We start from the raw sequence: 23252 nt of genomic DNA, 5'->3' as shown, positions 1-23252 counted from the left end.
ATATTATCCTCTTGCCTTCTGTGTATCTTGTCCAATCTGTTCCAACAGATCGTCAACGATGCTTTTCCAAGAATACTGCTCAATCGCAAGTTTTCTTCCGTTTTCAGCCATTACGGCATATTCTTCCTCATTGACTTCCATCAGGCTGCCGATTGCTGCAGCTATGCCTTCTGGATTTTCAGGGGGAGCAATTTTGCCGCAATTGTATTCCTCAAGAATCGCAACACTTTCCCCGGCTCCACAATAAAGAACAGGGGTGCCTGTAGAAATGGCCGGGAAAATTTTAGAAGGCCTCGCTCCTTTGAACAAATCGATATCACGGAGAGATACGATGCTATAATCAGCAATGGAAAACATCCGCGGCATCTCGGAAACAGGCACTGAGCCATAAAACGTGACATTATCCAGGCCAAGGCTAGCTTTCATCGACAGCAGCTTTTCCCGTTCCTGGCCATCTCCTACAAACAAAAAGTGGACGTCCGGATGTGTTTCTTTTAAAAGAGCGGCAGCTTCAACAACCGAATCAAGTCCTTGTGCATAACCAAGGGTCCCTGCATACATGAACACTTTTTTTCCTTTAATACCGATTTCCTCAAGAAGCGCTGTATCTTTAGGAAGAGGCTTAAACTCATCTGTATTAACGCCGTTAGGCAAAAGGAATACGTCCTCTGGCTTCTTCCCTTTTTTAATCATGTAGTCCCTGATTCCATCTGTCGCAGCGGCGATTTTCCATGACCTTCGGTAAAGGAACATTTCCAATATTTCCGCCATCCGGATGAATGACTTGTTTTTTAAAATCCCAAGTTCAACAGCCGACTCCGGCCATATATCCGCTACATTAAAAACGAATTTGGCACGTTTCATTTTTGCGCCTAAATAACCGGTAATCCCAAGAAATAAAGGTGGCGAGTTGCAGATAATAACATCTGTTGGCTTGGCTTTCAAGACAGAATAAAAGGCACTGAATGTAAAAGAAAAATAGGAAACAAGCCTTTTCCAGAAGCTGCCCTTTGGTGAGGGATAGATCCACGAGCGGTGAACCGGAACCCCTTCCCAATTTTCATACATATAGAACATTCCTTTGTATTCATCGGGGATGATGCCTTTTGGATGATGTGGAAAGGCAGTCAGCACTTCTGCCTGATGGCCTCTTCTGATCAATTCCCTGCTTACTTCAAAGACGCGGATTTGCGGCGCTCCTGTTTCGGGTGGGAAGTGTTGGCATAAGTAAATTACTCTCATTTTAAAACTCCAATGGGGTAAAAGATTTACTGTGTAAAATTGGTTGTTGATTTCCACTTCGGGCACTCAGCGCCGCGCGGGGCGTCAGTGGAGCCTCCTCGGCGCTAAAAGCGCCTGTGGGGTCTCCACCTTGCCGCTTCATCCCGCCGGAGTCTGTGCCCTTCGCTTCAATCAACTTGGTTAAAAATCAACCTTAGATTTTAACACAGTCAAGTTTAACATCCAAACCAAGGTTCCAGAAATGACTTCTACAATTAAGCATTGCTTATGCCTGGTTTAACGTTTGTTTATAAAGCTTAATCATTCCATTTGCGTTATCTGTCCAATTATAGTGATCATGTACGTGTGCAACTCCGCGTTGACCCATTTGTTGTCTGAGCAGCGGGTCTTCAATCAACTTTTTGAACATGTTTGCTAGTTGTTGAGGGTTTTCCTTAGGTACAACATAACCTGTTTTTCCCTCTATGACAACCTCTGGCAGTCCTCCCACATTTGATACAACTGGTGGGACTCCGCACGCCATTGCTTCAACGGCAGCGACCCCGAAGCTCTCGCTATTTTCTGTTGAAGGGACCGCGAAAATATCCATTTCATTTATATATCGAGGGACTTCATTATTCGGGACCCGCCCTGTAAATGTCGTTGCCTCCGCAATTCCAAGCTTTTCCGTCAACTCTTCATATTCACTCCGCTGCGGCCCATCACCCACAATTAATAAACGGGTGTTTGGATCTTTTTCATAGATGAATGAAAATGCTTTAATTAAGTCGGCTATTCCGTATTTATCAGACAAGGCCTTGACTGTTCCAATTGTAATCTTTTGTTGGTCTTCTCTGTTATCCCGGAGCATCGGCTTAAACTTTGATAAATCGACTCCAAAGGGAGTTACATGGATTTGTTTATCCGTATACTTGTTCGTTTCAGCAGCCATTACGTGACTTGTTGAACAAATGGTATTCGCAGCACGCAATGTGAATTCAACTATTTTTCTATTTACAGCTCCCATCAGTGGGAATTGAAAAATATCCCTTCCCCATACCGAAACATAGAAAGGTTTAAAGCCTGTAAGGGCTCCAACAAAACCATAACTAGAAACATAATGGGCATGCAAGATATCAGGTTTGAATTCTTTAATGATTTTTTTTAGTGAAAAGACGCCAGATAAATAAGCAAGCTTGCCAGGCAATAACTTTGGTAACTGAACTGTATCAATTTCCGCGGCATTTTCAGCGGAATAATGATCCGAAAAGGTAACAACTTTCACGTCAATCCCATTATTTTTGTAAAAAAGTGCCCATTTGTGGGTATGGATTGATTTTCCGGGCGCCAGGAGCAAAATCCTCAAGCCTTCCCACCTCCAATCAAAGCTTCTCTAACTTTCTCCACTCTCGCTAGCCAGGAGTGGTTTTTAATAAAGGTTTCTTTTATATGTTCGCGATAACGTTGTTTTCCATTGATCATTTTACTAATTGTGTCCGCCATCGAAGCAGGATTATCCTCACAAATTAATCCGTAGCCTCCCCCTTCTATGATTTCCTTTTGGGCATCACAATTGGTTGCGAGCACTGGCAATCCATTAGATAAATACTCAACGAGCTTGACGGGTACGGAAAAATCGTTGTAGGTACTTTTATATCTCGGAATAAAAGCAAAATCCATTTCCTTATACAAAGCGGTCAACTTATCGCCGCTTATATGCAAGACAGTGACTCCCTCGTTTTGAAGCCTCTCCTTCTTTTCCGGCGGGAGCTTCAAATATTCATCTTCCCTGCAGACAACAGTCAGCCGGCAAACCTGTTTTTCCCGGTTCACAAGCTCCAGCCCTTCGAGTAACAAGAATAAACCATAATCCTCATTGTTGATCCCGCCGACATAAATCCCCTGCGGGAGGTTGCTGGTATCCCCATCTTCTATCGTACGGGGAATCAAGTCTGTTCCGCCCGGAGGCAAAGATACTTTTGGCAGACGAATATCAACGAAGCTGCCCATTGCATCGCTTGGCAAAAAGACGACTTTACAATACTTTTCATAAAACTTCTCTTCCAGACGGTAAATCAATTGCATGAGTGCCTTCTTTGCCCCTTTAAGAGGGTACAACTCATCAAATTTCCAGTACACATCACGATAAAACACGCCGACCGGAACATTTTTCTTTTTCAAAAAAGTCATGACAGCCGAGTCGACCAAAGGCTGCTTAGGAATATGCCCGGCATCTGTGAGCCAAAACGGTATGGTTTGGTTTTCCATATAACAAAACAAGAGGCTATCGAGTTTCCCTTCGTTTTTCCACGTTTTGAATAGGTTTGCCCTGTCCTTTGATGAACCTGACAGAAGGAGAATCTCAACATTATTTTCCTTCCCCCATTCCAGGAAAGCTTCGTACATTTTCTTCGGCCGAAGCTTTGAGCCACTATTTGGATTTTCAGCTAGTTGAAAGGGGTAATATAACAATACTGTATCCATTTTGATCTCCTTAGCGTCTAATTCCTGCCTTTCTTTGCTGCAGATAAGCGGAAAAATCTATTCTTAACCTTATAAATACTAATAGTCCTATAAAAAAAACCGTTATCATCATCCAAATTGGATTAAAAATAAAATCAACAAAGCCACCTACGAGTGTCCGGGGAATATTGATTGTAAAATAGACAAACAAACTTAAAAACACTGGATTTTTTGGCAACCTTAGAAACGAGATGTAAACCGCCTGCACAATTGCGGCTACATAAACCGTTCCTGCGACAACGCCTAAATAACCGAAATTCGCATAGGCTTCTGCAATGAAAAGTGTATTTAAAACACCGGCGGTTCCTTCTGCAACCTTCTCAGGAAATACTCTTTCCATAACAAGCCTGGCCGAACGGACCTGTTCAATATCAAACAAACCTATCAGCGAAGATGGAAGGCTTCTTCCATGCAGGAAAGGGATCGCCTCACTAAATGTATCAAAATGAAGGAAAGTCGGTGCGATTTGGGCAAATATGAGTCTGCCAATCGGCCCTGAATTATACGACAAGTACGTTTGCACATTTGTAGCGCCTTGAATAAATACATACATTAGAATCAGCAGTCCTGCTCCAAGGAATCCCCATCCCGCAAGCTTCTTCCAGGTAAAACGCATTTTTCCTATATAGAGCCTTAGGAGCATAAACATGATGAAATAGAAAAAAATGGGCGATTTTGCCAAATCGTAAACGCTAATAAAGATCGCTCCCATAAACAAGGCGGCGGATAATACTTGCCACTTCGGATCCTTCGTTTTAGCGGCGTAAACATAAGCGATCAAAGACAGAATAGGAGTTAGGGCAATCGCGAAAATATTTCGGATGAGGACGTTTCCTCCAAAATTCCGTTGTGCATCAATTCTTAATTCTCCCGGTGACATGCCTGTCCGGTTCAAAATGAGCTCAAAAATAGGAATATGGGCTGTCTTAAGGACCGTATATGCGATAGCAGCCAACGAAACAAAGGATATCAGGAAAAATAGAAGGAAAAATTCATTTTTTCCCGCAAAAGGAAGGACCACTTCCTTTTCCAAATAGGAGCTATATTCCTTTTTCGCATCAAAACCGACTAGCTTTGACAGAAGGTACATGACCAGCGGGAAAACAAGCATGACAAAAGAAATGGAGAAAAACCCCGCATACCGGTTTTCTTCAAACACCATGCGGTTGATCATATAATTGTGATCGACTTTCAATACAATCAACAGAGCACCGATATAGCTGGAAACGAAAAATGAATAGTAAAAGATGATTGAATTCATATTAGGCCTGAGGGGACTCAGGCTTCCACTAGCCACAAAAAACAAATAAGCGGAAGCCGAAAGTATCACGAGCCAAATGAGAAAAAATAACATGGCCATCCACCTTAGGATTGATGAGTTTCAATCATATCAACGATTTTTTCAGAAGCCCTTCCATCCCCGAAGACATCTTTATAGGATGGTGAAACGTTCTTTTGCACCCCTTCAAGAATCTTTTCCACTGAAGTACCAGCTAAAATATTTGCATCTTCCTCCAGTGTTTCAACCCATTCTGTTTGTTCACGTACAGTTATGCAAGGAACTTTCATAAAATAGGCTTCCTTTTGTACACCGCCTGAGTCAGTAATGACTTTTTGCGCATTGGATACGAGCGTAAGCATATCGAGATAGCCAACCGGCTCAATGATTTTCAAGTTCGGGATGGCATTTAGATCAATGCCATAGGAAGCGAGTTTGTTTTTCGTCCTTGGATGCAGCGGCCAGACCTTCACGGTATCGATTTTTGAGAATGCTTCCAGGATATTTTGCATTTTTTGTATATCGTCCGTATTTTCAGCACGGTGAATGGTAATCAAATGATAGCCTTTTTTCTCCAAGTCATTCTTCTCAAGAACGGTTGATTTTTCTTCAGCAATCTCACGATTATACAAAACCGCGTCATACATAACATCCCCGATATTGAATACATTACGGGTAATGTTTTCGTTCTCAAGGTTCTTGACTGCCGTATCTGTAGGGCAGAATAGGAATTCTGATACATGGTCTGTCATAATCCTGTTAATTTCTTCAGGCATCTTTTTATTAAAGCTTCTTAACCCTGCTTCAATATGAATGACGGGAATATGCAATTTGGCTGCAACAAGCGCTCCGGCCAATGTTGAGTTTGTATCGCCATAAACAAGTAGGTAGTCAGGTTTTTCATCGAGAACAATTTCTTCTAGCTTGATGAGCATATCTCCTGTTTGCTTGCCATGGTTTCCTGAGCCGACTGCGAGATGATAATCGGGTTTTGGTATATTTAATTCTTCAAAGAAAATATCGGACATATTGGGGTCATAGTGCTGCCCTGTGTGGACGATAATTTCAGTATGGTTTTTCCGTAAGACCCTTGAAACAGGAGCTGCCTTAATGAATTGCGGCCTCGCTCCCAGAACAGTAATGATTTTCAAGAAAATGCCTCCTTCTATATAATCGTTTCATATCAATGGACTTCCCTTAATTATCCTACTGGACCGGTGCTTCTGCGGCTTTTCGCTTGAGGTCTTTATCTACACGGCTCACCCCTATAGCCAATAGGACAACTAGCCAGGCAAGAAGCTGATAGCTCCAGCCAAGTCCGTTTTCCTGGACGTAGATGATTCCAAGAACAGCCGCGATCATGCTCATAAACAAAAACACCATTTTACTAAATGATACGGGAACGTAGTATTCTTTTTGGCTTTTTCGGAAAACAAAAACGACAGCCAGCATATAGGAGATTACATAAGAAGCCACTGCTCCCCAGATTGAAAAAATCGGAATAAGGGTAATATTCAGTATCGTATTGACCACTGCAACAATACCAAAAGCCACCGATATATAGGATGTTTTTTTTGTAAAAAACAGTCCCGAAGAAATAATCAAATAATAGAAATTCAAGAAAACTGCCGCAGATAAAAAAGCAACATATTTATAGGACTCAAAATAGCCTTTTCCTAAGATCGGAATAATATACGGCATGACTGTCGCTATTGACATAATTCCAATCATTCCAACGAGCAAAAGAAGCATATAAATCTTCGAAAAGAGCAGCGGGCTTGTCTCCTTGTCTTTCAAGGACATAGAATAAGGCCGCCATGCCATCTGAACCCCACTGGTTAGCAACGTAATGATCATTGCCAGCCTAGTGGCAGCCCCGTATATGCCTACTTCTTCCATAGACTGGAAAGCCCGGAGAAAAAACACGCTCGAGTTGGCAATTACCCAGAAAGCCAGGGAAGCTGGGACTAGCGGGGCAGCATATTTCAGCATGTCCTTCATTAAGGCAAAGTCCACTTTTGGCTTGAGATACTTTGCACTGGTTGAAAGCAAAAGAAGGAAAATGAGTCCGAAACCGGCAAACCTCCCCCATAATATCCCCTCTGCCGACTGCATAAAATATTTAAGAAAAAAGTAAGAGAAGACGGCCATCAGCAGCATTTTGCTGACAGTGTAAAAGACTACTTTTTTCGTTTTAAAGTCAAACCGCATGACCATCAGGACAACAATTGTGATTGAATCCACAAGCAATGTCGCGATTGATATATACAATAGATTGACATACCCAGGATCGTCAAATATCAGCTGTGAAATTGCCGGACCGCCCAGCAAGACAGCCAACGCTAAAACACCGACAACGAAAAGGCGGAAATACATCACGTTTCTGACATGCTGAATCCGTTTCTCAGAGTCCTTTGTTTCAAAATAGTAAAAAGACAAGGCGGAATCTGTTCCGAATATAATCAGGAATGTCAGCATCGCTGTCCATTTATCAACAATATCGAGAACACCGTACTTGGCCGGCGGAAGGAAATTCGTATAAATCGGAAGCATTATAAACGCTATTAGCTTTGTACCAACATTCATAAATGCGTAAAGGAGCGAATCCGCTCCTAAACGCTTAAATTGGGCCAGCACCCTATAACAACTCCCGCTCGTCGACTGTCCGGACGAATTTTGCCGGAACTCCCTTGACAAGGGCTTTCGGTTCGGTATCTTTCGTCACCAAGGCCCCGGCCGCAATAAAGGTTTCTTCCCCAATTGTGATTCCAGGCAGGATGATTGAAGCGCCCCCTACCCTGGCACCTTTTTTGACATGAGCTCCTTTGATTTTATCGAACCGCTCCTCGGTCCTGCCCATGAAATTATCGTTCGTAGTCGTTACACAAGGAGCAATAAATACTTGTTCTTCAAGCGTTGTGTAAGCGGTAATGTAAGAATTGGATTGAATTTTAGTTTTAGCGCCAATTTTCACGTAGTTTTCGACGGTCACCCCGCGGCCGACGATAACAGATTCATCAATCTCAACATTTTCCCTGACACTTGCCAAGTCGGCAATCAGCGTTCCTTCGCCAATCTTTGCCCCTCTGTAAACGACACAGTTTGCACCAATCGTAACATTATTTGCAAGCTCAAGAGGAGGTAACGTGCCTGTAAGCTTAACCGTGCTAGTCTTACCGGGTTTCGGCGGCTTCCCCAGCACAGCGCCATCAGCCACTGTCGTATTGTCGCCGATTATTGTTCCTTCATGGATGGTCACGCGGTTTCCAATTACGACATCGGAACCAATTTTGACATCCTTTTCAATAACTGTGAAATAACCTACCGAAACATTAGTACCAAGAACGGCTGAGCGATTGATATAGTTCATAAAAGTGTTCTCCCTTGTGAATTTAATCAGGTACAGGCCCTTTTTTTATCTGGACTTCCGCAATTTTTAAAGCTTGACGTATCTGTTTGGCTTCTCAACGCCTTTTAACGCATTTCTTGTGTCAAAAATAACCTTGCTTTCTTTTGCAATCATTTCATAATCAAAATCGGAGTGGTCAGTTGTAACTAAAACCAAATCTGCTTCTTGCAAAAGCTCCTTCGACATTTCGACTGTTTCCATTTTCATATTGCAAGAACGGAAGCTTTGAACATAAGGGTCAACCACCTTAAAGTCGGCTCCTTGTTCATTCAGAATTTCGATAATTTTGAGGACAGGTGATTCACGAACATCATCAATATCCTTTTTATAGGCAACTCCTAGGATAGCCACTTTCGCATTGCGGAGCGCTTTGCCTTCGTCATTAAGAATTTGCATCATGCGTGTGACAACATATTCAGGCATCGTGTTGTTGATTTCACCTGCAAGCTCAATCAGCTTCGTATGGTAATTATACTCGCGCGCTTTCCATGTCAGATAGAAAGGGTCGATTGGAATACAGTGGCCGCCAAGCCCTGGTCCCGGGTAGAATGCCATGAAGCCGTATGGTTTTGTTTTCGCAGCATCAATCACTTCCCAGACATCAATGCCCATCTTATCGCAAAGAATCGCCATTTCATTCGCAAGTGCAATGTTAATATGGCGGAATGTGTTTTCAAAAATCTTTTCCATTTCAGCAACTGCAGGAGATGAAACCTCATGGACATCGCCCTCAAGGACATTTCTGTAAAGAGCTGCAGCAACTTTCGTACAGTTAGGCGTAATGCCGCCGACTACTTTAGGCGTATTTTTCGGTTTAAACTGCTTATTGCCCGGGTCGACCCGTTCAGGTGAGTAGGCGATAAAAACTGTTTCACCGGTAACAAGCCCTTTTGCTTCAAGCGCAGGCTTGACAATTTCTTCGGTTGTCCCAGGATACGTTGTCGATTCAAGAACGACAAGCATATTTTCAGTCGCATATTTCGCAATTTCATTCGCCGAACTTTTCACATACGATGTATCGGGCTGCTGGTAAATGTCAAGCGGTGTAGGCACACAAATAGCGGCAGCGTCCACTTCTTTAATCCGGGCATAGTCTGTCGTAGCGACAAGCATTCCGCTGTCAATCATATCTTTTAGATCCTTATCAACGACGTCACCAATATAATTGATTCCCATATTTACTTGTTCCACTCGGGAAGCTTGCACATCAAACCCAATAACCTTATAACCCGCTTTCGCCTTTTCAACTGCAAGCGGCAGGCCAACATAACCAAGGCCGACCACTCCGATAACAGCCTCTTTATTATCAATTTTCTTAATTAAAGTTTCATAAGAACCCATGTTTTTTCTCCTTTACTAGTAAAAGAATAGTTGCATTTCAAAAGAACAGTTTTCGACTTAAGATGGCGATAATTTGTGTTAGTGTATCATGCAGTAAGGAAAAAATTCAAACTTCAAGGAAAATCATTTCCTTTTTCTAATAGCTGTGTTAAACAAGTCTGTTGATTTCCGCTCCACAAAGGAAAGCTTCCACGAATATTCATCGCAGGAACAGGCTGCCTTTTGCCTGTTCCGAGGCGCTTCGCTTTCCGCGGGCGGTCTGGGAGCCTCCTCGGCGCAAGCGCCTGTGGGGTCTCCCACTGACCTTTTCTCCCGCAGGAGTCTACGCGCCTTCCGCTCCAATCAACACTATAAAAACTCGTTACTAGCATTAACTCTAATGAAGAAGAGTAATCCCCCGCTTTTTATAATACTCCCTGGCATCACCAAGATACTTCAGCAGCACAAGTAATCCCAAGGTGATGATTAAACCGAGGATTACACCTATTGCTATGCTCTCAGGGAGATAACTTTTGTGGGGAGTTACCTGGCTTGAAAGAAGACTTGGCCTTTCGAAAAGGGCAATATCTCCACGCATTTTATATACCCGTTCATCAATCCTTGTCAGTTCTGTTTCAGAGTCCCTGACTAAATCAATATAACTAGTGGACTGGCCTGACTCCAAGCTTTGATTTTTCAATTTTTCTTTGTATGAATCAAGGCTTGCATTTAAGGCCTTGCTGCGGTTCTCTAATCTTTTTAAATGTTTTTGAGTTAAGTCTATCTGCAGTTGGGCATGCTCCTCCAATTTACTAAGGAACACTCCAACAATCTCGCCCAAGTCCTCTTCAGCTTCCTTTCGGTCGGTTCTATCGAGGACAAACTTTACTTTTTTCCTTTCGGATACAAATACAGTAAGGCCTTTTACATCCGAAAAATGTGACTTAATTATATCCGGGTCTGTTAGTTCTGGGGAGCCTACCTTGCCGGTAAACACCCTCGCCTCCGCGGTATACCCTTTATTATCCGCGTTCAAATAGAAGGCAATACCAGCCCCCACAATCGCACAAAGAAGCGGAATTACGATGAAGTAAGCCTTCTTCTTCCAAAAAAAAGATAAGTATTCGTATAAAATATATTTTCTTTCCTCCGCCAATTCGGCACCGTCCTTTTCTACCATTTCTTTTGTCTGTTGTGAAAAGGCAAGCAAAGAAAACGCCCCCTACCTGGCGACGTTTTCCAACCTCATTATCTGCCGTAAAACTCGGCAATCTTTTCAACAACATATTCTTGCTGTTCCAGCTTCAATTCCGGGAACATTGGCAAGGAAAGAGCTTCCCTCGCTGCTTTCTCGGAAATCGGCAAGTCACCTTCACGGTAGCCCAAATCCTTAAAAACAGGCTGGACATGAAGGGGAAGAGGATAGTAAATCATCGTGGAAACTCCCTGTTCGTTTAAATAAGCCTGAAGCTCGTCACGCTTATCTACCCGAATTGTATATTGATGAAACACATGGTAATACCCCTCTTTTTCAAAAGGCGTGACAATGGCATCGCCCAGCCGTTCCTTTAACAACCTAGTATAGGTTGCCGCTTTTTCACGGCGGTTCTCTGACCATTTATCAAGGTGTGGGAATTTAATATTCAAGACCGCAGCCTGAAGTTCATCCAGACGGCTATTGTAGCCAAGAACATGATGGTAATATTTTGGCTTGCTTCCATGCACCCGGATGACGCGCATTTTCTCTGCAAGATCTTCATTATTGGTAACAATCATTCCGCCATCGCCGTACGCACCAAGGTTCTTAGTCGGGAAAAAACTATAGGTGGCAGCGGTACCCATTTCTCCAACTGACTTGCCGTTTTGTTTTGCCCCAATTGCCTGGGCAGCATCTTCAACGATTGCCAAGCCATATTTTTCAGCAATTTCGGCCAGTCTTTCCATATCTGCCATCTGGCCGTATAAGTGCACAGGGATAACCGCTTTTGTTTTTTCTGTAACCGCCTCTTCTACTTTGGCAGGGTCTATATTAAATGTTTCGGGATCAATATCCACATAAACGGGAGTGGCTCCAGCCCTTACGATTGCTCCGCCAGTCGCAAAAAATGTAAAAGGGGTTGTAATTACTTCGTCACCAGGCCCGACTCCAGCTGCCTGTAATGCAATATGTATAGCATCACTGCCATTAGCACATCCTATTCCATGGGCAACATTGCTGTATTGCGCAATATCATTTTCAAGCTTTTTCACATGTTTCCCCAGGATGAATCTGGATGAACTCATAACTTCGTCCATGCTCTCGAGAATCTCGGTTCTTAATCCCTGGTATTGCTCTGATAAATCAAGCATAGGAACTTTCATGATATGACCTCCAAACAAAGTATCAAAATACAAGATTATTTCTGCTCATAAATTTTTTACACGCTTTAGTTTACCACAGTTTTTTCTTTTGTATTTATCAATTAGATGACAAATCGCTTATGCAATGAAATATCCCACTCCTCATTGTATATAATTTCATTTATTGGAAACCATAAACAAAAGGCCGTTTGTATGGAAAAACGCACACAAACGGCCTTGGAATAAAATGATTTATTTTTCCCGAAGGATTGTTTTTCCGGTCATTTTTTTATAAATAGTCAAAAAGGGTTTATACCTAACATGCACAAGACCTATTATTTCTGCAATCACTTCCGTTACAATCAGCAATCCAAATAGGATAAAAATCGTTCCCCATAAAGTCGATTCGGATAAAAGCAATGCGCATATGCCAAAAAGAATCCCAAAAGCATAAATCGCCAATACCGTTTTCCTATGGGAAAAGCCAAGTGCCAGCAGCCTGTGATGGAGATGGGATTTATCCGGCGATGAAATCGGCCGCTTATTTGCAATTCTCCGAATGATGGCAAAAGTTGTATCAAACACAGGAACTCCAAGGATGATAACTGGTACAATAAAGCTGAATAAAGTTACACTTTTATACAATCCGAGCAAGGACAGGATGGAAATTGAATAGCCAAGAAACAGCGCCCCTGTATCACCCATAAAGATCTTTGCCGGATGGAAATTATAAAACAGAAAGCCGATGATGCTTCCAAGCAGGATCGCACATAGCGTAAAAATAAGGACTTTGCCTGCAAGTGCAGCCATAATCGCTATCGTAATGATGCCGATTGCTGAAATGCCCGCCGACAACCCATCCAGGCCGTCAATCAGGTTGATTGCATTCGTAAATGCCACAATCCAGAAAACCGTAATCGGGTAACTCCATAACCCTAATTCAAAATCGCCGATATATGGGATTGTCAAAAGGTCAACCTTTAGGCCGCTGTAAACAATCAAACAGCCCACAATAATCTGTCCGGCAAACTTTACCTTAGCAGATAATTCATATTTATCATCCAGCATTCCGAGTGCCACAATCATGATGGCACCAACGGTTATAGCAGTCACTTTCTGTTCATAGAGCCCCCCGGCGAAATAGCTGGCAATAGCCCCGATAAAAATGGCCAGCCCTCCGAGGCGTGGCATTAATTTTTGATGGACTTTTCGTTCATTCGGTTTATCAACAGCCCCAATTCTCACTGCCAGCTTTATCACGAGAGGTGTAGCGGCTAGAACTGTAACTAAAGAAGCGAAAAAAGCCAGAGCAGCTTGGATATACATAACAATCTCCTCTATTTCAAGATTATATTTTTATTTTATCCGGGCAACACAATCGTATCACAGATTCCTTTACCCAGATACAATTTTAATATGGAAGGAATAATACGAAAGGTAATGAGGCAAACTCTTAGCACCCCATACTATAAGACGGAATGTATTTCGAAATGTTTCAGTTAAAATAAAGTAGATGGTCCAATCAAACGTTAATTATAGCATGGATTCCCCTTTTTCTCATCTATTTACTGGAATTCAATCAATCTTTCTATTAAACTAGGCTATTTTCTGTTAAGATGAACGATGTCAAAATAACAAAGGATGTGATACGACATGGGCAGGGAAAATGCAAAGCGTTATTGGATTCCACTCATTTTTCTCTTATCTTCCATTACCTTGATATGGGCTTTTAAAACCTTTTACTTTGTGGGGGAATTGGGACTCAACCCGCACAAAAAATATATTCTTTTATCAAGCGGGGGCCTTTCACTGCTGACTGCAGGATTGCTGCTTTCAAAAAAGCGCAAATTGTTCTTCTATATTACCGGTATTTTTTATTTTTTGCTTTCCTTCCTTCTATATGCTGATGTCGTATACGAACGGTACTATGACTCAATTTTAAGTGTACAGCTTATGGATCAGGCGGGCCAGCTTGGTGATGTAAAAGATTCAATCCTATCATTGCTCTACAGGACGGATTATTTATATTGGATTGATGTTCCATTTGTATTGGCGATTCTGTTTTTCTCTTCTAAACGGATTTCATTTGACCGTACAAAGCCTCATCCCCTTTTCCTGGTTTCCGGAGGATTTGCTGTTTTATTGTTTACGTCATTCTTTCCGTTAAAAGAAACATTTTCAGACCAATACATGGTCTCATTAACCGGAATTGTTCCGGCTCATATTTATCAAACAACTCATACATTTTATGTCAATACGTTGGCCAGCAGTAATTCAGCGACAGGTGAATATGAACGAAACGAGTTGCGCGACAAATTTTCTCAAAACCAGGAAATTCAAAAAAAATCGCCATACTTCGGCAAGTATAAAGGAAAAAACATCATTATAGTCCAGGCGGAATCGTTAAATACTTTTCCAATCGGCCTATCCATAGAGGGTAAGAAAGTAACCCCTGTAATGGATGAATTAATAAAAGGAAGCCATTACTATCCAAATTCATTTACACAAATCGGACGGGGCAATACCTCAGATGCCGAATTCGTTGCTAACAATTCGATTTACCCAATGGCACCAAAGGGAGTATACAAAGGGTTTCCAAATAACGACTACTTATCTCTCCCAAATGTTTTAAAAGAAATTGGTTATAAGGTCAGCGCAACCCACGGGAACTCCCCTGAATTTTGGAACAGGCAGCAGGCTTATAAAAAACAGGGCTTCACTTCGTTTTATCATATTGACCACCCAAAAATAAAGAAAGACGAATTGATTGGACTTGGTTTGTCTGACGAGAGTATGTTCGACCAAATGGCTGAAATTTACAAAGAGGAAAAGAAACCTTTTTACAACTTTATTATCACACTTACAAACCACAGGCCCTTTGAAATGCCATCCAAGTATCAATACTTGAAACTGCCTGATGAATTCAAAGGCACTGCAACAGGTAACTATCTGCAAAGCGTTCATTACTTTGATACAGTCTTAGGGAAGTTTATCGACCAGCTGAAGGCAGAAGGCATATGGGATGAATCAATTTTTGTCCTATACGGAGACCACTACGGGCCAATCCCTAAAGACGAAGCTGAAATCAAGCAGCTTCTTGGCATAACTTTCAATGAAAAAGAGCGGCTGCGCATCCCGATCATCATCCATTATCCAGGTGAAACTGAAGGTGTTGCGGATTCCCGGGTCTCAAGCCAGATGGATATTTATCCAACCCTTACATCCGTGCTGGGCATTGAGCAGCCTCTCGTCCAGTTCGGGATGCCTTTATATGCATCAGGACAAGGATTTGCCGGTTTTGCTTACGAAACGACCAGATACTCCTTCTACTCGGACAATTACGACTATAAGGCAGCGCATAATGGGGCATTTGAAGCAGGAACCTGTTATGACAACTTTGCAGGCAAACAGGTTGATGTTGAATTTTGCCGAAAAGGCTATGACAAGCTAGTCAATGACATCGAACTATCCACCAAATTGTTGGAAAACAACTTAATTCGAGACCTATTTAAAAAATAACAAACGTGAAATAAGCGGGAGCCATTCCCGCTTATTCTTTTTGCACAAACTTCCAATATAAGCTCCCTTACCGATCATTATTATTTGGTAAGATCAACCACGTGGGAAATAGTAAAAGCTTGAGTAAATAAACGACTAGTGGACGAAAAGCTTTTTATGCAACCTTTTCCCTTTTTATCTTCGGGATTGTTAAAACGTATTGATAAAACGGCAATACTTGAATGACTTTTACAAATCCCATTGTCAAAAAAAGGACAATCGCAAACACAAAAGGAAATAATGGTGTTTTCCAAATACCTTGTGGTGCGAAATTCTGGAATACGTTCAAAACAAATGGGTGAGCCAGGTAAATTGCCATTGAATACGTTCCAATACTTGTAAGGAATTTAGACAACCACCGTAATTTTGATATCCTTTCCCCAAATCCAATCATTGTAAAGGTAAGGATTGGAATGTTTATGATATTAGTCAGCCTGTTAGAAGGTATGGAACCAACTACTGTATATTCCAAAACACCAAGGAATATTACAAACAACGAAGCGATACCGAACCATTTGGCATACTTCCTTGAAAAGGATAGAGCGTCATCCCAAAAATACGCTAAAAAACCGCCAAAAATAAAAAAGTATATCCAGTTCGGAAGAAAAGCCCTTTGACTCAAAATGGTTCTCCATACCCCTTCGAATTTCCCAGGTGCGTAGTATGTAAGGAAGTAAATGTGAACAAGCGCAGCAATAACGAGCAAAACGGCCCATGCTTTTTTAGAGCGTATAAGCTGAAGTAGCGGAAAAACGAGATAAAATTGAAAAACAATCGACATAAAATAAAGATGGTAAAAAGAATTACCAAAAAAGAAATCAATGATAAACCGCTTCCGCCCAGAATCGAGCGGGTGAAAACCATTTGTTACATACCAGTAATAAAGATAAAAGAGACTCCAAGCCAAAAATGGAAGGCCGACTTTTGTCAGTCTGCTGCTAAAAAACCTTTTCGGTTCGAACCCCCTATTAATTGTAGACCTAATCAGAAGAAAAGCACTTATAAGGGCGAACATGCTTGTCCCAAACCGGCTTATCTGGTTCACAAAGAATGTCATATTGTCCCAGACTTTTCCGTTTTCATAATAAAATGATCCGGAAACGTGAACAAGCAATACCATTAAACATGCAACGGCTCTTAAATAATGAATCTCAAAAATATAACCTGCTTTTTTCATAGTGTCACCTACATCCTCCTTGACAACAAAAGAAAAAACCCTTAGGGCTCTCCTTAGGGTTCTCCTATATAGTAACTATTCGACAAAAAATGTTCAAGGAATCTAAATATGTCGATTGATGACATGTTCTTTTTTATTGTTTTGGCCTCCCATTCAAAATAGGAGTTGTTTTCACTTAATTGGAGCCTCTACCTTCTGAGGTAGTCGTGAGGCGCTTCTCCCTTTTGTAAAAAATGGAAACAAGAGCCCCATATGAATCTATTGGTTTATTTGGTAAACTTAGACTATGTAGAAAATAGTAGAAGCAGGTGGAAAAATTGAAAAAAATACTGTCTTTCTTTGTAACAATAGCCATAATAGTATCATCTTTATATGTTCCCTTAACTTCTTCAGCGTCCGATCCTTGCGCCGGTATAAAACCTGGCCAAAAGATTTATTGGAACGGATCGGAACTTAAAGCTGGGCAGATTGGCAGATTGCAGATTCTCAAGGATACTCCTTTATTTAAACTACTTCCCGACGGTTCTCTTAAACAGGAAAAAATGTTAAAGAAGGGAACCTTCTATCGAATCTATAACTTTAAAGGTGATTTGTTGGGGGTCGGAGGCGGTTACTTTGTGAATAGAGATACAAATGTGTCTTATACCACCCCTTCAAAAGCGAAGCTGCAGGCAGTCACATGCGCCAATAAACCTGCTTCCCAGACTCCCGCTCCCGCACCACAGGCTCCGGCAACCCCGGTACCTGTTCCCCAGGACAACGTCTGTGCCGGTATCACTCCAGGGCAAAAAGTTTATTGGAACGGTTCGGAACTTAAACCCGGGCAGATTGGCAGATTACAGATTCTCAAGGATACTCCTTTATTTAAACTACTTCCCGACGGATCTCTTAAACACGAAAAAGTATTAAAGAAGGGGACTTTCTATCGAATATACAACTTTAAAAGTGATTTGTTGGGCGTCGGGGGCGGTTACTTTGTAAAAAGGGATACAAATGTGTCTTATACCACCCCTTCAAAAACGAAGCTGCAGGCAGTTGCATGCGCCAATAAACCTGCTTCCGAGACTCCCGCTCCTGCACCACAGGCTCCGGTAACCCCGGCACCTGCACCACAGGATAACGTGTGTACCGGTATCACTCCCGGCCAAAAAATTTATTGGGATGGCGGGGAATTAAAGCCAGGACAAATTGGCAGAGTCACAGTTATTTCTGACACTACGCTGTATAAAATGATCGGATCAAGTCTCACTCCAGAAAAAACATTGCCAAAAGGCGGAGTTTATCGCATTTACAGCTTTAAGGGAGATTTACTTGGAGTCGGAGGCGGTTATTATGTTAAGCGGGATAGCCGCATCACATATAATACACCTTCAAAAGCAAAGCTTCAGGCAGTCCAATGCGCGAACGGCATTACACCTCCCGCAGTCCCGCTGCACGGGAAAAAACCAGTAAATCTTGGGCCGATGGTTTTCAATCAAAGTACAATAGCCGCAAAATCAGGGATGGATTCAAACGGAAATGCCTACATGTATGTCATCCTTCATGGGACTCCGAGCGCGCTGGCAGTAGTTGATCTCAATACAAATAAAGTGATTGGCGTATACAATCTTACTGATTCAACAAGTGCATGGGGGCTGGATGTTGACAGTGCCGGAATTGCCTGGATTGCGGGAACAAACCGTGGTACACTTTACAGCTACAATCCAATCTCCCGGAAGCTTTCCAGCCACGGCCATGTCGTCAGCGGAACAAACGATACATCCATCCAGGACATTTTTGTAAATGATCAATACGTATTCGGTGTGACCGCCTATGGAGCGAATGTTTTTAAATATAATAAATTGACCAGCAAGCGAGAGTTTATATTGCCCACCCAAAAAGGAAAGCAATATGCGAAAGCTGTTGTCGCAGATAATGATAATAAATATTTATATGTAAGCTCCGGTGCGACCGCGGAACTTGTCCGCTGGGACTTAAGCAATAACGCCAAGGTTTCCATTCTTCCGGAACAGTATAAAAAAGAAACTTATGCCGAAAAACTAAAGTTGATTGATAACCGCTTCCTGTTTGCGAAGCTTTATCCTAGCAAAAAAGCTGCCGTTTACGATATTGCAGCCCAAAGATTCATCTCTGAGTTCCCAAGTGCATCAAGGGGATTTTCAGAAAAGAATCCAACTACGAATGAAGTTTACTATAGCAACGATGCTGTCCTTTACGGATATAACATGAGCACGGGAGTAACCAGAAATACAGGTGCAAAGCTGCTGGAAAATACAGAAGCTCTTTCCCTTGATTTCGTCAACCTTAAAACTAATCCAGAAAATAGTGTTCTGGTTGGCCTAATTGACAATAAAGGAAGCTACTATGTTTTTGATCCGGTCTCAAATGAAATATCAATTAGGAGTTTCGCTGTGCCTGCACAGCCAGTTAATCTTCACCTATTGTTTACAAGTCCGGACAAACGCTATATTTATGTGAACGGTTATATGTCAGGCGGTCTGACCCAGTATAATCCGGTCACGAAAGAAACAAGTCAATTAAATGGCATCAGCCAGCTAGAAAGCGCAGTCCATGTTAATGGAAAAATGTATGTCGGTGCGTATCCAAACGCGAGGCTTACCGAGATTGTGGATTCTTCCATCCCTTGGGATCAGCGTACTCCTAATGTATTAGCTAGAATCAAGGATTATGGCCAAGAAAGGATAGCTGCGTTAACTTCGGTAAATAATCATCTGTTTGCAGGCACTTACCCGCAGTACACATCAAAAGGCGGCCTGATTATGGATTATGATTTAAAGACTAATACACATAGAGTTTACGAGAATTATATCAATAACCAAAGTATTATCAGCCTGCATCCTTTTGGCGGTTATATATACGGAGGAACTTCCATCCACGCAAACTATCAAAAAGATCCAAACGGTGCCAAGTTATTCAGATTTAATCCGGCAAACCCAGGCCAGAAGCAAATCATCACCTTGCCACTTAAAGCTTCCATGGTAATGTCTCTGTTTACTGGTCCCGATAATCAGTTATGGGGAGCCGCTGACGGAACCATTTTTGCTTACAACCCAGCAAATAATACATTCAGGTCTGTGAAAATGTTTAATGCAATTTCCGGCCGATACGGGAATGCCAGAATGCTCACCGGCAAGGATGGCTATATTTATGGGACACTGGAAGGAAGTTTCTTTAAGATGGATCCTAAAACGATGAAATATTCGTTTATCCTGACAAGTGGAGCAAAAGATTTAGTTGATGATTCCGCGGGTAATCTTTACTTCAGGCACCTGGAAAATTTGTATATGTATCCTTTGAAATAATAGAAAAAGCTGGCGTATGAATCATTAATTCGCCAGCTTTTTTATTTCTCCCGCACATGTTTAAAGATATAACGTTTACTCGCTATATAGTTAAAGATAATCACGGCTATATTTGTTATTAGTTTAGATAAAAAGTCGTCCACCTTTACAAGCTCAACGAGCAGAATCATTCCTGTTATATCAATAAGCAGGGAAAGCAAGCGAAAGAGAAAGAATGAACCCATCTCTTTCATTATTCCCCTTGCCCCGGCAGCCTTACTGTTAAAAACGAAAAGCTTGTTCGTAATATAAGCAAAAACAACGGCCAATACCCACGCTATAATGGTAGAGATTCTATAATCAACTTGAAAGGGGTTCGCTAAAATATAGTAAACCGCGAGATTTACTATGGTTGTCAAAGCTCCAAAAAATAGATAGCTAAAAACTTCCCTTATCCTATCCATTAAAGTCCCTTACTTTCTCATCATTATACTCATCCACTAGGTAGAGAGGCCGGTTTTTCGTCTCGTTAAAAATCCTGCCGAGATATTCTCCAATAATCCCGAGCGAGAGAAGTTGAATGCCCCCAAGGAATAGAATAACCGTCATGATTGAAGGATAGCCCGCAACAGGGTCGCCATAAAGCAGTGTCTTGAATATGATCCAAATCATGTAGACAAATGCGAGCATCGACACAACCAGCCCAAGGTAGGAGGCCAATCTTAAAGGCGCAGTTGTAAAGGAAATAACCCCTTCGACCGCAAGATGTCCAAGCTTAAAATAATTCCACTTCGTTTTCCCGGCCGCTCTTGGGTCACGGTCAAACAAAATTTCTTTTTTATTGAACCCTACCCAACTAAATAGGCCCTTTGTAAATCGCTGCGATTCCCTCAACTTTTTTAAAGCATCAACCACCCTTCTGTCCAGAAGCCTGAAATCACCAGTATCCTCCTGGATTGGGATTGTAGTCGTTTTTTTCAATACTTTATAAAACAAATTGGCCGTCCATTTTTTCAGCCAAGTTTCTCCAGATCTGCTTCTTCTCTTTGCATATACATCATCGAAGCCCTCCTCCCAAAAACGAATCATTTCAGGAATCAGTTCAGGCGGGTCTTGAAGATCGGCATCGATGATGATGACCGCATCCCCTCTAGCATAATCAAGACCTGCGGCCATCGCTGTTTCCTTTCCGAAATTCCTGGCTAAGTTGATGAATGAGACACGCTTATCTTTTCTTCTCATCTCTTTCACCATTTCCAGTGTCCGGTCCTCACTCCCATCATTAATCAAAAGGAACTCGAATTCATACCCGGCTATAGCAGAAACAACCAAGGTTAATCGTTTATATAAACTTCCAAGCACTTCTTCTTCATTATAAGCAGGAATTAATACCGTAACTTTTTTCATATAAGCCCCCTTTTAATATTGGCTCCACCTCCAGTTTACTTTACACGCTTGGTTACAGTAAATAATAAATTGGATAATTTATACTTTTTGTTATTTTATCGCCAAGGTTCATACTGTAAAATGAAAGAACAACACAAAATATCAAAAACGCAAAGGACTTAATAAAATGGAAAAAACAATGCAATTTTTTTTACATAAAGCGTTAACAGGTTTGGTTGGAGTTGCTTTCATCTCCATCCTTTTTAGCGGATATTCTTCTGTTAAGGCTGCTTATGAAGGGCATGCTGTCATTCCTACTATCATCGGTATCGCTTTACTGACGATCCTATTAACACTGTTGGCAATCCGCCTGCCCAAGGCTGTTTTTTTATCGCTTCTTATCCTGCTTGCGTTTGGGCTCAGGCTTGAATGGCTATTAAATATCCAAGCAACAAATATTTCTGATTTCAAAATTATGTATGACAGTGCCATCCGCGCGGCCAAGGGCGATTTTACCTTTACCGGAGAAGGCCTTTATTTTGCCAGGTGGGGCTATCAGCTTGGTTATACAATGTACCAGGCACTCATCATCTATCTGTTTGGCGATGGCGAGCTTGCGATAAAGATCATTAATGCCATTTTTTCTGCAGGGACCGTTTTGTTTGTGTATCTTATCGGTAAAACTCTTTTTAATGAGATGTCTGGAAGGATTGCAGGCATTCTTTATGCCCTCTTCATTCCCAGCATTGTCCTGTCTTCGGTCCTGACCAACCAGCATCCGGCCACCTTTCTGTTTTATCTCGCTTTTTATTTGGCGATCTGCTATTTTGAATTAAATAAATATATGTGGATCATAATTGGCTTGTTGCTTGCATTAGGGGATATCCTCCGGCCGCTTGGCAGTGTCATTTTACTTGCGTTTGGATTATATGTGCTGATTACCTTTATCATCGGCGGCATCAATAACAGATCAAGGATTTTCAGCGCCGGGAAATTCGCCGGTATTCTAGCCGTATTTTATTTGGTGCATGCGCTCGCCAATGTCATGCTTCTATCAGCGGGCTCTGAGTATCCCCTCGGGAACAGAGAGCCACTGTGGAAGTTTGTAACTGGTCTAAACCATGAAACGATTGGCGTTTTTTCTGATAAAGATAAAGCGTATTTGGCACAATTCGACGTAGGGAAAGAACGAGATGAAGCATCGATGGAATTAATAATGGAACGCACTGCTGATAAGCCTCAACTGCTGGAACTATTCAAAAAGAAATTTGTTTATATGTGGACTGAAAAGGATTCCTCCCTGATATGGGGGCTGCGCGGTACAGGCTATCTCGACCTTTTGAAGACATTGACGATGGTTGAAAGATATATCTATCTGTCGATGATCTTCTTTATTGTCATCGCTGTTATAAAAATACTGTTCGAAAAGAAATTGAATCTTCATCTATCTTTATTTCTTTTATTAGTTAGTGGTTTTATATCCGTACACTTTTTAATCGAACTACAAACGAGATATCGATATTTTATTATTCCGAGCTTTGTCATCCTGCAAAGCTACGGCGTATTTACAATCATCCAGTTATTTGGAAGTCTTTTACGCGAAAAAGGCATATTAAATATAGGATCCAAAATGAATAAGTAATCTGTGAAAGGAAGGATGTTTTTCTTTCAGCCTGCAATTTGGTACAATTACCGTAGATTTGAGGTGCCTGAGTAACCAGGCAGCAAAATTTCACT

Annotated in this window: 17 protein-coding genes; 3 read left to right on the top strand and 14 right to left on the bottom strand. The window is 41.7% G+C overall.

All coding sequences use genetic code 11. The annotated features are described in order from the left end of the window. Positions 1-3: 3 nt before the first annotated feature. The 11 genes from D1B31_RS16005 to D1B31_RS15950 form a co-directional block, all read right to left on the bottom strand. Complete coding sequence (locus D1B31_RS16005) at positions 4-1242, bottom strand: glycosyltransferase family 4 protein (RefSeq protein WP_118922201.1); 1239 nt, start codon at positions 1240-1242, stop codon at positions 4-6. Between the two features lie 265 nt (positions 1243-1507). Then, positions 1508-2587 (bottom strand): glycosyltransferase, encoded by a 1080-nt coding sequence (locus D1B31_RS16000; RefSeq protein ID WP_118922199.1) that lies wholly within the window; start codon positions 2585-2587, stop codon positions 1508-1510. Further along, entirely contained in the window at positions 2584-3705 is a 1122-nt protein-coding gene (locus D1B31_RS15995; RefSeq protein ID WP_118922197.1) for a glycosyltransferase, read from the bottom strand. Before D1B31_RS15995 ends, D1B31_RS16000 begins: the two co-directional genes overlap by 4 nt. Positions 3706-3715: 10 nt before the next feature. Next, a complete protein-coding gene (locus D1B31_RS15990; protein WP_240035299.1) occupies positions 3716-5005 on the bottom strand; it encodes an O-antigen polymerase in 1290 nt (429 codons plus the stop codon). Between the two features lie 104 nt (positions 5006-5109). Further along, positions 5110-6174, bottom strand: a complete 1065-nt coding sequence (gene wecB / locus D1B31_RS15985; protein ID WP_118922193.1) for a non-hydrolyzing UDP-N-acetylglucosamine 2-epimerase — start codon at positions 6172-6174, stop codon at positions 5110-5112. Between the two features lie 55 nt (positions 6175-6229). Further along, on the bottom strand, positions 6230-7660 hold the full coding sequence (locus tag D1B31_RS15980; protein ID WP_118922191.1) for a lipopolysaccharide biosynthesis protein: 1431 nt from the start codon (positions 7658-7660) through the stop codon (positions 6230-6232). A 1-nt stretch (position 7661) separates the two neighbouring features. Next, positions 7662-8393 (bottom strand): acyltransferase, encoded by a 732-nt coding sequence (locus D1B31_RS15975; protein ID WP_118922189.1) that lies wholly within the window; start codon positions 8391-8393, stop codon positions 7662-7664. A 66-nt stretch (positions 8394-8459) separates the two neighbouring features. Then, positions 8460-9773: a nucleotide sugar dehydrogenase gene (locus D1B31_RS15970; protein WP_118922187.1), complete on the bottom strand. Its 1314-nt coding sequence runs from the start codon at positions 9771-9773 to the stop codon at positions 8460-8462. 376 nt (positions 9774-10149) lie between these two features. Continuing rightward, positions 10150-10962 carry a GumC domain-containing protein gene (locus D1B31_RS15960; RefSeq protein WP_118922183.1) on the bottom strand — a complete coding sequence of 271 codons (813 nt, stop codon included), beginning with the start codon at positions 10960-10962 and terminating at the stop codon, positions 10150-10152. A 38-nt stretch (positions 10963-11000) separates the two neighbouring features. Next, positions 11001-12113, bottom strand: coding sequence for a DegT/DnrJ/EryC1/StrS family aminotransferase (locus D1B31_RS15955; RefSeq protein ID WP_118922181.1), 1113 nt, complete (start codon positions 12111-12113; stop codon positions 11001-11003). Between the two features lie 231 nt (positions 12114-12344). Further along, positions 12345-13418 carry a glycosyltransferase family 4 protein gene (locus tag D1B31_RS15950; RefSeq protein ID WP_118922179.1) on the bottom strand — a complete coding sequence of 358 codons (1074 nt, stop codon included), beginning with the start codon at positions 13416-13418 and terminating at the stop codon, positions 12345-12347. A 327-nt stretch (positions 13419-13745) separates the two neighbouring features. On the opposite strand from D1B31_RS15950, the gene D1B31_RS15945 reads away from it, so the two are divergent. Further along, positions 13746-15611 carry an LTA synthase family protein gene (locus D1B31_RS15945; protein WP_118922177.1) on the top strand — a complete coding sequence of 622 codons (1866 nt, stop codon included), beginning with the start codon at positions 13746-13748 and terminating at the stop codon, positions 15609-15611. A 154-nt stretch (positions 15612-15765) separates the two neighbouring features. Here D1B31_RS15945 and D1B31_RS15940 read toward each other — a convergent pair whose 3' ends face one another. Then, positions 15766-16827, bottom strand: coding sequence for an acyltransferase (locus D1B31_RS15940; protein WP_118922175.1), 1062 nt, complete (start codon positions 16825-16827; stop codon positions 15766-15768). Positions 16828-17144: 317 nt separating this feature from the next. Between D1B31_RS15940 and D1B31_RS15935 the strand changes: the two genes are divergently transcribed. Beyond that, positions 17145-20150 (top strand): hypothetical protein, encoded by a 3006-nt coding sequence (locus tag D1B31_RS15935; protein ID WP_118922173.1) that lies wholly within the window; start codon positions 17145-17147, stop codon positions 20148-20150. 41 nt (positions 20151-20191) lie between these two features. On the opposite strand, the gene D1B31_RS15930 is transcribed toward D1B31_RS15935, so the two are convergent. Together D1B31_RS15930 and D1B31_RS15925 are read right to left on the bottom strand one after the other, a co-directional pair. Then, entirely contained in the window at positions 20192-20593 is a 402-nt protein-coding gene (locus tag D1B31_RS15930) for a GtrA family protein (protein ID WP_118922171.1), read from the bottom strand. After that, the gene (locus D1B31_RS15925; protein ID WP_118922169.1) at positions 20586-21536 is read right to left on the bottom strand and encodes a glycosyltransferase family 2 protein; all 951 of its coding nucleotides are present in this window, start codon (positions 21534-21536) and stop codon (positions 20586-20588) included. The genes D1B31_RS15930 and D1B31_RS15925 overlap by 8 nt, the downstream gene beginning before the upstream one ends. Positions 21537-21702: 166 nt before the next feature. Here D1B31_RS15925 and D1B31_RS15920 point away from each other — a divergent pair, with 166 nt between their 5' ends. Continuing rightward, entirely contained in the window at positions 21703-23157 is a 1455-nt protein-coding gene (locus D1B31_RS15920; RefSeq protein WP_118922167.1) for an ArnT family glycosyltransferase, read from the top strand. The last annotated feature ends 95 nt before the right edge of the window (positions 23158-23252 follow it).

Source organism: Neobacillus notoginsengisoli (genome assembly GCF_003515685.1).
GTDB classification, from domain to species: Bacteria; Bacillota; Bacilli; order Bacillales; family Cytobacillaceae; genus Bacillus_D; species Bacillus_D notoginsengisoli.
Note: the sequence above shows the minus strand (reverse complement) of the source record. Positions and strands in the feature narration are given on the sequence as shown.